11 protein-coding genes are annotated in these 11916 nt (G+C 67.8%); 3 read left to right on the top strand and 8 right to left on the bottom strand.

Translation table 11 applies throughout. The annotated features are described in order from the left end of the window. Positions 1–27: 27 nt before the first annotated feature. From C4S71_RS14225 to mnmA, 6 genes are all read right to left on the bottom strand, one after another. The gene (locus C4S71_RS14225) at positions 28–459 is read right to left on the bottom strand and encodes a GNAT family N-acetyltransferase (RefSeq protein ID WP_103969570.1); all 432 of its coding nucleotides are present in this window, start codon (positions 457–459) and stop codon (positions 28–30) included. Between the two features lie 33 nt (positions 460–492). Further along, on the bottom strand, positions 493–1662 hold the full coding sequence (locus C4S71_RS14220) for a cupin domain-containing protein (protein ID WP_103969569.1): 1170 nt from the start codon (positions 1660–1662) through the stop codon (positions 493–495). 238 nt (positions 1663–1900) lie between these two features. After that, complete coding sequence (locus C4S71_RS14210; RefSeq protein WP_103969567.1) at positions 1901–2464, bottom strand: cob(I)yrinic acid a,c-diamide adenosyltransferase; 564 nt, start codon at positions 2462–2464, stop codon at positions 1901–1903. A gap of 28 nt (positions 2465–2492) precedes the next feature. Further along, positions 2493–3857, bottom strand: a complete 1365-nt coding sequence (gene purB / locus C4S71_RS14205; RefSeq protein ID WP_103969582.1) for an adenylosuccinate lyase — start codon at positions 3855–3857, stop codon at positions 2493–2495. A gap of 61 nt (positions 3858–3918) precedes the next feature. Next, a complete protein-coding gene (gene hflD, locus C4S71_RS14200; RefSeq protein ID WP_086510818.1) occupies positions 3919–4557 on the bottom strand; it encodes a high frequency lysogenization protein HflD in 639 nt (212 codons plus the stop codon). After that, complete coding sequence (gene mnmA / locus C4S71_RS14195; protein WP_103969566.1) at positions 4554–5666, bottom strand: tRNA 2-thiouridine(34) synthase MnmA; 1113 nt, start codon at positions 5664–5666, stop codon at positions 4554–4556. The genes hflD and mnmA overlap by 4 nt, the downstream gene beginning before the upstream one ends. A gap of 150 nt (positions 5667–5816) precedes the next feature. On the opposite strand from mnmA, the gene C4S71_RS14190 reads away from it, so the two are divergent. The 3 genes from C4S71_RS14190 to C4S71_RS14180 all read left to right on the top strand — a co-directional run bounded on the left by C4S71_RS14190 (position 5817) and on the right by C4S71_RS14180 (position 10611). Beyond that, positions 5817–6422: a TetR/AcrR family transcriptional regulator gene (locus C4S71_RS14190; protein WP_086510820.1), complete on the top strand. Its 606-nt coding sequence runs from the start codon at positions 5817–5819 to the stop codon at positions 6420–6422. Between the two features lie 152 nt (positions 6423–6574). Beyond that, positions 6575–7612: an efflux RND transporter periplasmic adaptor subunit gene (locus tag C4S71_RS14185; RefSeq protein ID WP_160113395.1), complete on the top strand. Its 1038-nt coding sequence runs from the start codon at positions 6575–6577 to the stop codon at positions 7610–7612. Then, positions 7609–10611: an efflux RND transporter permease subunit gene (locus tag C4S71_RS14180; protein WP_103969564.1), complete on the top strand. Its 3003-nt coding sequence runs from the start codon at positions 7609–7611 to the stop codon at positions 10609–10611. Before C4S71_RS14185 ends, C4S71_RS14180 begins: the two co-directional genes overlap by 4 nt. Here C4S71_RS14180 and C4S71_RS14175 read toward each other — a convergent pair. Both C4S71_RS14175 and C4S71_RS14170 read right to left on the bottom strand, forming a co-directional pair. Continuing rightward, entirely contained in the window at positions 10608–11060 is a 453-nt protein-coding gene (locus C4S71_RS14175; protein WP_103969563.1) for an NUDIX domain-containing protein, read from the bottom strand. The two genes, C4S71_RS14180 and C4S71_RS14175, sit on opposite strands and share 4 nt — an antisense overlap. Further along, on the bottom strand, positions 11057–11671 hold the full coding sequence (locus tag C4S71_RS14170; protein WP_103969562.1) for a pseudouridine synthase: 615 nt from the start codon (positions 11669–11671) through the stop codon (positions 11057–11059). Before C4S71_RS14170 ends, C4S71_RS14175 begins: the two co-directional genes overlap by 4 nt. Positions 11672–11916: the final 245 nt, after the last annotated feature.

The following is an 11916-nucleotide window of genomic DNA, read 5'->3' as shown; positions in this document are numbered from 1 at the left end:
TCGCCTTTCTAAGGGTAGGGAGGGTGTTCAGTCGGTCAGGGAAAGGCGCATGTTGCGGTGCGGTATGCCGGCGTCGAGGAAAACCTCGCCGTAGGCCGTGAAGCCGAGGTTTTCATAGAAGGCAAGGGCGTGAGTCTGGGCGGCCAGTTCGACCTGGGCGTGGCCCAGGCGGCGGGCCGAGGCGATGGCAGCCCGCATCAGCGCCGCGCCGATACCCAGGCCGCGTGCTTCGCGCAGCACGGCGACCCGACCGATGTGGCCGTCGGGCAGCAGCCGGGCGGTGCCCAGTGGCGAGTCGTCGTGCAGTGCGAGGAAGTGGCGGCACGCGTCGTCGCGGCCGTCCCACTCCTCTTCGCGGGGCACCTGCTGCTCCTCGATGAACACGATACGACGGATTTCGCCGGCCACCTCGCCAAGCTCGGCCCAGCTGCCTTCACGGATCTCGATCCGCTCCTTCATGGCGTCTCTCCTTTTCCGCTTTTTTTCAATCTCTTACTCTTCCTCGGCCCAGGCCAGGCTGCCGGCATCGTACAGGGCGGCGAGCAGCTCGGCGGCCCCCTCATGGGCCAGCAGCTCGGCATCCAGGGGTTCGTCGCTGGCCACGGCGCGTGCCAGCGGCAGCGCACAGGCGATACCGTCGCCGTCGGCGAACAACGTGGCGGTTTCGTCATCCAGGGCGCGCCAGGCAAAGCGTGAGCCGGGGCTTCTCAGCAGCTCCTCGCCTTCCTGTAGTAGAGCGACAAGCTCATCGACGTCCGTCGGGGTGTCGCTGGGTACCAGTTGGTCGACGTACTTGGGCTGGGTCATCACCCGGCCGAACCACTGGGCGAGCTGGTTGGGCTCGTCCAGGGTGGAGAGGATCAGCCGGCGCATGCGTTCGAGGGCGGCATCGTCGAGCTCCGCCGGGTCGGCGGGTGGGGTCATGCCGGCATCGGCGTAGCGCAGCGAGGGCGGCAGCCGTTCGCCGATGAAGTCGGCGAAGGAGGTGACCGCCTCGTCCGCCGAGGGAGCGCGAAAGCCCACCGAGTAGGTCATGCAGTCGTCGGACTGGCTGACGCCGTGGTGCGCCCAGCCCGGCGGCAGGTAGAGCATGTCGCCGGGCTCCAGCACCCAGTCGTCGCCCGCTGCCACCGTGAAACGCTCGAGAATGCGCAGGTCGATGCCGGGGATGATCGGCGCGTCGTCGGGCACCCTGCCGCCCAACTGCCAGCGCCGCCGCCCCAGGCCCTGGATCAGAAAGACGTCGTACTGGTCGACGTGTGGGCCGACGCTGCCGCCCGGCGGGGCGTAGCTGATCATGATGTCGTCGAGTCGCCAGCGCGGCAGGAAGTCGAAGTGCTCGAGCAGCTCGGCTACTTCGGGTACGTAATGGTCCACGGCCTGCACCAGCAGGGTCCAGTCGCGCTCGGGCAGTTCGCCGAACACGGCCTCGTCGAAGGGGCCGTGGCTGACCTGCCAGGGGCCGTCGGGGCCGTCCTCTTCCACCAGCCGGGCTTCGACGCCCTCCTCGCAGGCAAGCCCGGCCAGTTCGTCGGGGTCCAGGGGGCTTTCGAAGTCGACAAAGGCACCGCGGATCAGCAGCGGCTTGCGCTGCCAGTAGTCGCGCAGGAACTCGGCGGCGGTGAGGCCGCCCAGCAGGCTGAGAGGGGCGTCGCTTGGCATGGTGTCTCACTACTCGGCAGATGGCACGAAGAGCCGCAGGGCGTGAGGGCCCTGCGAGCTGAAGGGTAATGGTAGCGTATTGATGTGAATGAGGCTTTGTCTGAAAAATCGGCGAGCGAAGGCCAGACAAGGCAAAAATCGGCGAGAAGACGGAGTTTACGGAGTGTAAATGAGTACTTTGAGCCGAATTTTAACGCCGTATGGCCGAGCGCAGCCAGTTTTCGGACAGAGTCTTGGCTTAGCGGTTGGCGCCGGGCACCCAAAGCACGTCGCGTTCGCCGTTGCCATTGGCTCGCCGCGCCAGGACGAACAGCAGGTCGGAGAGGCGGTTGAGGTAGCGCAGCACCTCGGGATTGACCGGCTGTTCCGTCATCAGCGCCGTGACCGCGCGCTCGGCACGGCGGGCCACGGTGCGGGCCAGGTGTAGGTGGGCGGCAAGCGGCGTACCGCCGGGCAGGATGAACGAGCGCAGGGTGGCGAGCTCGGCGTTGTAGGCGTCGATGCGTGCTTCCAGATACTCCACCTGGCCAGCCGTGACCCGCAGCGGCGGGTACGGCGGATTCTCCTGCTCCGGCGTGCACAGATCGGCACCGACGTCGAACAGGTCGTTCTGCAGCCGGGCCAGGAGTTCATGCAGCTCACCCTCGGCATGCAGCTGGGCCAGGCCGAGGGTGGCGTTGGCTTCGTCCACCGTGCCGAAGGCTTCCACCCGCATGTCATGCTTGGCCACGCGGGTGCCGTCGCCGAGACCGGTGTCGCCCTTGTCGCCGGTGCGGGTGTAGATCTTGGTCAGCTTGACCATGGCGCCTCCTGGTACGATGCCGGCCGGCTCACAGCCGGCGGGCCTGGTCCTCGGCGTTGCCGATGTAGGTGGCCGGCGTCAGCGCCTTGAGCTCGGTCTTGACCTCGGCCGGCAGTTCCAGCGTATCGATGAAGGCGGCAAAGCCGGCCTTGTCGATCCGCTTGCCGCGGGTCAGCTCCTTGAGTTTCTCGTAGGGCTTCTCGATACCGTAGCGACGCATCACCGTCTGGATCGGCTCGGCGAGCACCTCCCAACTGGCGTCGAGGTCCTCGGCCAGGCGCGCCGGGTTGGCCTCGAGCTTGCCGATGCCCTTGAGCGCCGCCTCGTAGGCGATCAGGCCGTAGGCCAGGCCGACGCCGAGGTTGCGCAGCACGGTGGAGTCGGTGAGGTCGCGCTGCCAGCGCGAGATCGGCAGCTTCTGCGCCAGATGACCGAGCACCGCATTGGCCAGGCCCAGGTTGCCCTCGGAGTTCTCGAAGTCGATGGGGTTGACCTTGTGCGGCATGGTCGAGGAGCCGATCTCGCCCTCGACCGTCTTCTGCTTGAAGTAGCCCAGCGAGATGTAGCCCCACACGTCGCGGTCGAAGTCGATCAGTACGGTGTTGAAGCGGCACACGGCGTCGAACAGCTCGGCAATGTAGTCGTGGGGCTCGATCTGGGTGGTGTAGGGGTTGAAGGTCAGCCCCAGGCCCTCGACGAAAGTGCGCGCGTTGGCCTCCCAGTCGACGTCCGGATAGGTGGCCAGATGAGCGTTGTAGTTGCCTACCGCGCCGTTGATCTTGCCGAGGATCTCGACGTTCTCGATCTGGGCGAGCTGGCGGCGCAGGCGATAGGCGACGTTGGCCATCTCCTTGCCCAGGGTGGTGGGGCTGGCCGTCTGGCCATGGGTGCGCGAGAGCATCGGCAGGGCGGCGTGCTCGTGGGCCAGCTTGGCGATCTCGTCGGCCACCCGGTGCATCACCGGCAGCAGTGTCTTCAGGCCGTCGGCGAGCATCACGCCGTAGGAGAGATTGTTGATGTCTTCGCTGGTGCAGGCGAAGTGCACGAACTCGGTGATGGCGTGCAGCTCCGGCTGCGCGACGATCTTCTCCTTGATGAAGTACTCCACCGCCTTGACGTCGTGGTTGGTGGTGCGCTCGATCTCCTTGATGCGCTCGGCGTCGGTCAGCGAGAAGTCGCGGATCATCGCCTCGAGGAAGGCCGTGGCCTCGGCCGAGAGCGGTGGCACCTCGACGATGCCGCCCTGCTCGGCGAGGCGCTGCAGCCAGCGGATCTCGACGATCACGCGGGCGCGGATCAGGCCGAACTCGCTGAAGTGTTCACGCAGGCTCTCGGCCTTGTTGCCATAGCGGCCGTCGACGGGAGAGAGGGCGGTAAGAGCGGTGAGGGGCAGGGAAGCGGCTTGCATGGTCGTTATCCGGTGCGTGTAGGAAATGGAGTGAGGGAAACGGGTATCAGCCCAACTGGTCCAGGGCGTTCTTGAGGGCGCCGCGCTGGAGTACGAGCCGCCAGCGGCGGCCACCCTGCTGGTGCCAGAGCAGGGCGAAGCGGATGCCGGCGAGCAAAATGGCGCGTACCCGCTCGGGCATCATGCGGCTTTGCAGTATCGAAGGGTCGCCCTGTACCACGATGCGGGTCTTCAGGGTCGAGAGTGTCTCCTGATAGGCCTCGCCAAGGCTGGCGATGACGTTCTCGTGGGTCGCGCCGAAGTGCTCGGCCTGGCCCTGGATACGGCTGAGGTGCTGGCCGAGGGTGCTCATCATGGCGTTGTCGTTGCGCAGCTTGCTCATCAGCAGCAGCAGCGAGAAACCATAGCGCAGCACCACCGGATTGGCCTGGCGGCGCCCCACCACGGCTTCGAGCACTTCCAGGCCGCGGCGCAGATTGTTGGGGTGGCCGCCGTAGATTGCCTCGAAGCTTTCCGGGTCGGTGTCGAGCGTGGCGCGAATCAGGGTTTCCCAGGGGCGCGGCTCGACCTGGCCGGTACGGGCCAGCTCGTCGACCAGGCTGGCGGCCTGGAACACGCCGGCCAGTGCCAGCGCCTGGCGCGCAGCGGGGGTGTCGGGAGCGCGATGAATGGGCGTGGTGTTCATGCGCCGGTCTCCTCGGCATTCCAGATGTCGCGGATCACGCCGCCGCCCAGGCAGATCTCGCCGTCGTAGAGCACCAGCGACTGGCCGGGGGTGACGGCGCGCTGGGGATCGATGAAGTGCACTTCGACGCCGCCATCCGGGAGCGTGCGCATGTGGCACGGCACGTCGCTCTGGCGGTAGCGGGTCTTGGCGGTAAAGCGACCCTCGGCGGCGGGGGGCTCGCCGGCTACCCAATCCATCGCCTCGGTGGCCAGCGTATCGGTGTACAGCAAGGGATGGTGCTTGCCCTGCACCGCGACCAGCACGTTGCGCTCGAGATCCTTGCCCGCCACGTACCAGGGCGCCTCGGGGTGGTTGGCCAGCCCGCCGATGCCGAGCCCCTGGCGCTGGCCCAGGGTGTAGTACATCAGCCCCATGTGCTCGCCGATCACTTCGCCCTCGGGCGTCTCGATCACGCCCGGCTGCGCCGGCAGGTACTGCTGCAGGAAGTCGCGGAAGCGCCGCTCACCGATGAAGCAGATACCGGTGGAGTCCTTCTTGCGTGCGGTGGCCAGGCCGTGGCGTTCGGCGATGGCACGTACCTCGGGCTTCTCCAGTTCGCCTACCGGGAACAGCGTGCGGGCGATGGCGGCTTCCGGCACGGCGTGCAGGAAATAGCTCTGGTCCTTGTTGGCGTCGATGCCCTTGAGCAGCCGTGGCCGGCCGTGGCGCACGCCGCCACGAACATAGTGGCCGGTGGCGATCTTCGCGGCGCCGAGCATCTCGGCGTACTCGAGGAACACCTTGAACTTGATCTCGCGGTTGCACAGGATGTCCGGGTTCGGCGTGCGACCGGCCTTGTACTCGGCCAGGAAGTGCTCGAACACGTTGTCCCAGTACTCGGCAGCAAAGTTGGCCGTATGCAGCTTGATGCCCAGCTTCTCGCACACGGCCTGGGCGTCCGCCAGGTCGGCCTTGGCGGTACAGTACTCGGTGCCGTCGTCCTCGTCCCAGTTCTTCATGAACAGGCCTTCGACCTGATGGCCCTGCTCCAGCAGCAGCAGGGCGGAAACGGAGGAGTCGACGCCGCCGGACATGCCGACGATCACCTTGCCTGAGGTGGCGGTCATGGGCGCTCTCGGGTTGAGTGGGTCGCAAATGGGCGGGGATTATACCCTACATTCTGTCGTGTCTTCATCCTGGCGCGGGGATGATGCTTTTGCGTGTCGGTGCATTTGCAGCCAATTGACCGGTCGGCCAGTTAGCGCTATCTTCGGCGCATGAATCGAAAAATCCAGACCCGCGATCCCGAACTGACCCGCGCCCGCATCCTCGAGGCGGCGGAAGCGCTGTTCGTCGAGCAGGGCTTTTCCGCCGTGAAGCTCAGCGAGCTGGCGCGTGCGGCCGAGGTGACCAAGAGCTTGATCCACCATCACTTCGGCAGCAAGGAGCAGCTGTGGGAGGCGGTCAAGGATCGCGCCTTCGAGCGCTACTTCACCGCCCAGATGGCAATGCTGGAGGAGGCCGGCGAGCCGGATGCCGCGCTGCTGCGCAGCTCGGTGGAAGCCTACTTCCATTTTCTGCGCGAAAACCCCGGCGTGGTGCGCCTGTTCGCCTGGACGCACCTGGAGGGAGACAACCACTGCAGCGAGCTCGACAGCCAGCTCGTCGGGGCCGGGGCCGAGTGGGTGCGTCAGGCCCAACTTCGCGGCCTGCTGCGGGCCGACATCAACCCCACGCATGTCATCGCCGTCTTCGTGATGTCCTGTACCCAGTGGTTCGAGGCCAAGTGCCATCACCAGCACTGGCCGGGCATGGGCTCCGACGAGGCGTTCCTGGAAGATTTTCTGAAGATTTTCATGGAAGGCGTAACGCCACGAGAGTGAGCGTTTTTTTGCGTGAATAACTGACCGGTCGACCAGTTCATGGGTGGGCCAATCACGACTGTTCGATGACAACACGGTTCGATGACAACACGGTTCGATGGGAGGGAAGAGCGATGGGGAGGGTGGTGCGTGCAAGCCTAGCGGTTGCGCTGATGCTGACGGCGGTTGTGCTGGCGGGTTGCGACGCGGCACCGGCGCAGGTCGAGCGTATCGAGGAGCCGCTGCCCAGCGTACGCGGTGAAGCGGTGCAACTGGTGCCGGACGAGGTGAGATATCGCTTTCCCGGCGTGGTACGGGCCAGCGAGCGGGCGGCCCCGGCCTTTCTGCATGGTGGGGTACTGCGCGAGCGCCGCGTGGTTCGTGGCCAACGAGTCGAGCAGGGAGAGTTGCTGGCCACGCTGCACAACCCGGCCATGGCACCGGCGTTCGCCGCGGCCGAAGCGAGGGTGCGTGAGCTGGACGCCAGCCTCAGCCGGCTGGAGCGCGACGTGGAGCGTGCCCGCACTCTGCGTGAGCGCAACCTCAGCGCCGAAGAAGAGTTGGACCGGCTGCGTTCGGAGCGCGAGGCGCTGGTCCAGGCCCGCGAGCAGGCCCTGGCACAGCGCGACGAGGCCAAGGCGCAGCTCGAGGAGTTGACGCTGCGGGCGCCTTTCGCCGCCGAGGTGACCGATCTGGACGCCGAGCCCGGCGATTTCGTCGCGGCCGGCCAGCCGATCATGCAGTTGGCCGGGGTGGCCGAGCGTGAGGTGGCCATCCGTGTGCCGGCCAACCTTGCCGCGCGGCTGGAACGCGGGCAGGCAGCAAGCGTCGCGCCGACGTTCGGGACTCAGCGCATCGACGGGGAGATCGTCCATGTCGGGCGTGCGGGAGAGAGCATGGCGCCGGTCATCGTCGCCCTGCCCACCGACTCCGCCCTGGCGCTGGGCGAGCCGGTGCGGGTCCAGCTCGAGATCGCCGCACGGCCGGTCACGCGGGTGCCGCTGGCGGCGGTGGTCGATCCCGCCGGTAGCGCGCCCTACGTGCTGACCATCGGCGATGACGACACCATTCGACGTGCTCCCGTGACGCCGGGGCGCCTGGCCGGCGGCTGGGTGTCGGTGAACGGCGAGGGGCTGGCACCGGGTGATCGGGTGGTGACGGCAGGGCAGGGGCGCCTGGAAGAGGGCATGCGGGTGAGGGTGTTGCCATGAGCTGGATGCTCGCCTCGCTGCGTTACAAACGCCTGATCCTGACCGTCACGCTGCTGCTGGCGCTGCTGGGCCTGGTGGCCTGGGTGGCGATGGACCGTCAGGAGGACCCGTTCTTCCCCTATCGCTTCGGCCAGGTGCTGGTGCCCTATCCCGGCGCGGAGCCGGAACAGGTCGAGCGGCTGGTGCTCAACCCTCTCGAAGAGGAGCTGGCCCAGGTCGAGGAAATCAACGACATCATCGGTACCGCGCGGCTCGGCGTGGCTCATGTCACCATCGAGATGCACGAGCACGTCTATGATACCGATGCCGCCTGGGAGCAGGTGCGTATCGCCGTGAACCGTGCCGCTCGCCAATTTCCCGACGGCGTGGGCGAGGCGGAGATCAGCGACCGCGACTCCGATACCCACGGCATCGTGCTCTCGGTGACCGGCTCGGACGATCTGCTCGAGCTGCGCGAGGCGGCCAAGCGCCTGCGCCGCGACCTGTTCCGCCTCAAGGAGGTCTCCCGCATCGACCTGCTCGCCGACCCGGGCCAACAGGTCGTGGTCGGCTGGGACGATACGCTGGCCGAGATGACCGGGCTCGACGCCCGGGCGCTCGGCGACCAGCTCGCCGTGCGCAACCTGACCTCTCCCGGTGGCACGCTGGAGATGGCGGGGCGCTCGCTGGTGCTCGACCCGATCACCGAGTTCGGCTCGCTGGAGGAACTCGCCGCCACCCCGATCCGTACCCGGCAGGGCGACCTGGTGCCACTCGGTGAGCTCACCGACGTCAGCCTGGCACCGCAGGAGCCCGCCACCGCGCGCATGTGGCACGACGGACGCCCGGCGGTGGCGCTGGGGGTGGTGCTCGCCAACGACCGCGGCAATGCCGTTCGCTTCGGCAAGCAGCTGCGCGAGCTGGTGGATGAGCTGCGCCCCGTCTACGCCCCGCTCGCCATCGAGGAGACCTTCTATCAGCCGCACTGGGTCGAGCGTCGGCTGGCGGAGCTGGGCTTCTCGCTGCTGCTGGGGATCGCCATTCTCGGCGTGCTGCTGTTTGTGGTGATGGGGCTGCGGCTGGGGCTCGCGGTGATGGTGATCGTGCCGCTGGTGACCTTCTCCTCGCTGGCCCTGTACGCCATGGGCGGCGGCGTGCTGCATCAGATCGCCGTGGCCGGCATGGTGATCGCGCTGGGCATGCTGGTGGACAACGCCATCGTGATGGTCGAGAACATCCAGTACCACCGCGACCAGGGGCGTTCGGCCATGCAGGCCGTGACCCGCTCGGTGCGGGAGCTGGCCACGCCCTTGCTGGCGGCCACCGGCACTACCCTGGCGGCCTTCGTGCCGCTGCTGCTTTCCGGCGGCAACACCGCCGACTTCACTCGTGCCATTCCCATCATGGTGATGCTGACCCTGGCGGTGAGTTACGTCTATGCCGTGTTCGTCACTCCGGTGTTTGCCGCCGGTATCCTCAAGCCCCGGCTGGCGGCACGCCGTGAGCGGTTGCAGGCCATCGGCCAGCATGTCGGTCGGGTCGCCGTGCGCTGGCCGCTGGCGGTGCTGGCAGGGGCGGGCATACTGCTGGTGGCTGCCATCGCCATGCTGCCGCTGCTGGACCACGACTTCTTCCCCGACACCGATCGCAACCAGCTCGTCGTCGACCTCAACTTCCCCGAGGGCACCCACCTCGACTACACCGCCTATCAGGCCGAGGTGCTGGCTGCCGAGCTGGCCGCGCGTCCGGCGGTGCAGGCGGTGCACCGCTTCGCCGGCTTCAGCGGTCCGCGCTTCTACTACAACCTGGTCGAGCAGCCGCGCCAGTCGCACCTGGCGCGGCTGGTGGTGGAGGCCGAAAGTGCCGAGGACCTGACCGCGCTGATGACCTGGGTGCGAGCCGTGGCGCCGGAGTGGCTGCCCGAGGCCGAAGTGGTGGCGCGCAGGCTGGGGCAGGGGCCGCCGCTGGAAGCGCCGGTGGAGATTCGGGTATTCGGCGAGGACCGCGCCGCGCTGGCGGACGCCGCCGGTGCGATTCTCAGCGTGGTGCGCGAAGCCGAGGGGGCTCGGGATGCGCGCCATCGCCTGGGTGAGGGGCTGGCCACCCTGCGGGTCGAGACCGACGATGCCCGTGCCGCCGAGTACGGCCTCTCGCGACATGACGTGGCCATGGCCCTGGCCGGTGCCAGCCGCGGCATCGAGGTCAGCGCCTGGCGTGCCGGTCGCGACCCCGCACCGCTGCTGGTACGGGCACCGGAGGGCGAGCGCTTCTCCCTCGAGGGGCTCGAAGGGCTACGCCTGACCGCGGCCGACGGGCGTTCATTGCCGCTGGGCGAGATCGCCAACCTGACGCCTGCCTGGCGCCCAGCGGTGATCCAGCATCGCGGTCTGCAGCGCATGACGGCGGTGCTGGCCGAGGTGGCGGATGGCTGGACCTACGATGGCGTGTTGAGCGACATCCTGCCGCGCCTGGAGGCGCTCGAGCTGCCGCCCGGGGTCAGCTACAGCGTCGGCGGGGCGGCGGAATCCGCCGGCGATGCCAATACCGCGCTGTTCCAGACGCTGCCGTTCGGCGGCCTGCTGCTGGTGGTCTTCCTGCTCGCCCAGTTCAACTCCTTCCGCCAGCTGTTGATCGTGCTGACTACGCTGCCGCTGGCGATCATCGGCGTGGTGCCGGGACTGTGGCTGACCGGCCAGCCGTTCGGCTTCACTGCCATTCTGGGTGTGGTGGCGCTGGTCGGCATCGTGGTCAACAACGCCATCGTGCTGATCGACCTGATGAACGCCAACCGGCGCCAGGGCGAATCGGTGAGCGAGGCCGTGGTCGCGGCGGTGGCGCGCCGCACGCGGCCGGTGCTGCTCACCACCGCCACCACCGTGGCCGGCCTGGTGCCGCTGACCCTGACCCAGTCGACGCTGTGGCCGCCGATGGCCTGGGCGATCATCTCCGGGCTGGTGGCTTCGACGCTGCTGACGCTGCTGGTGATCCCGGCGCTGTATCGGCTGCTGATACGAGACTAGAGCTCGTGCACCGTGTCCATGGGGTAGAAGCGTGCCGCCAGGGCATCGCGAATGCGGCGCAGCACCAGCGGGCTGCGCATGCGTCCCTGGCGTTCGAGCTCCTCGACCTCGTCGAGGGTCAGCCAGTGCACGGCGACGATGGCAGGATCGAGCGGGTTGCCCAGGTGGGCCAGCGCCATGCCGAAGAAGCCGTGGCTGTGGAAGGTTTCGCCGTTCGGCGCCTGGTAGACGTAGAGACCGAGATAGTCGGTGATGCCCACCTGCCAGGCGGTCTCCTCGCGCAGTTCGCGCAGGGCGGCTTCCTTCAGTCGCTCGCCGGGCTCCAGATGGCCGGCGGGCTGATTGAACAGGGTGACCTTGCTGCCTCGGGGGGCTTCTTCCACCATCAGAAAACGACCGGCGCGCTCCACGACGGTAGCCACGGTGACGTGCGGTTGCCAGCGGCTCATCGTTGTTCTCCTCTGCCTTTGCGGTGCGGCGGTCGCCGGCTCGTGTTGCGCGGGGCGTGCAGGGTCTCGCGGCGCCACTCTCCCGGTGCCAGCCCGTCCAGGCGCCAGGGGCCAATGGCCACGCGCACCAGGCGCAGGGTGGGGTGGCCGACATGGGCAGTCATGCGCCTGACCTGGCGGTTGCGGCCTTCGCTGATGGTCAGCTCCAGCCAGGTCGTCAGCGGATGCCGCTTCGGGTCCAGCGGCGGCGTGCGCTCCGCCAGGCCGCTGTGGGTCAGTCGCCGTACCTTGGCCGGGCGGGTCATGCCGTCGCTGAGCGCGACACCTTGACGCAGTGCCGCCAGTGCCGACTCGTCGGGGCAGCCTTCCACCTGCACGCGATAGGTCTTGGGCTGCTTGTGGCGCGGGTCGCTGATGCGCTGGATCAGCGCGCCATCGTCGGTCAACAACAGCAGTCCTTCTGAATCATAGTCCAGCCGTCCTGCGGCGTAGATGCCCGGCACCTCGAGGATGTCTGCCAGTGTCGCACGCGGCGCTTCCCCCTGGCCGCGGCGATCGGTGAACTGGGAGAGCATGCGGTAGGGCTTGTGCAGGAGATAGATGGCGCTCATGGGGCAAAGCTTACCGGCAAGCGGGGCGGGATGGGAGGGGGAAAGGCGTCAGCCTTATTGACCATACGCCGAGGCGGGCGGGCTGATATAATGCGCACGCTCGCCGGGAGCGCCCTCGCCGTTACGGGGCCTATCGTGACTTCGCCACCGGGTCGATGCCAAGCGCATCCCCCGCCAGATGAGAACCGTAGGTGGAGCACGCCGGGATCCCGTTCCTGGCATCGTGAGTGTGCGCAACCGTTCCA

The organism is Billgrantia desiderata, from assembly GCF_900108215.1.
Lineage (GTDB): Bacteria > Pseudomonadota > Gammaproteobacteria > Pseudomonadales > Halomonadaceae > Halomonas > Halomonas desiderata.
The sequence above is the reverse complement of the archived record's forward strand: the minus strand, read 5'-3'. Positions and strand labels throughout refer to the sequence as shown.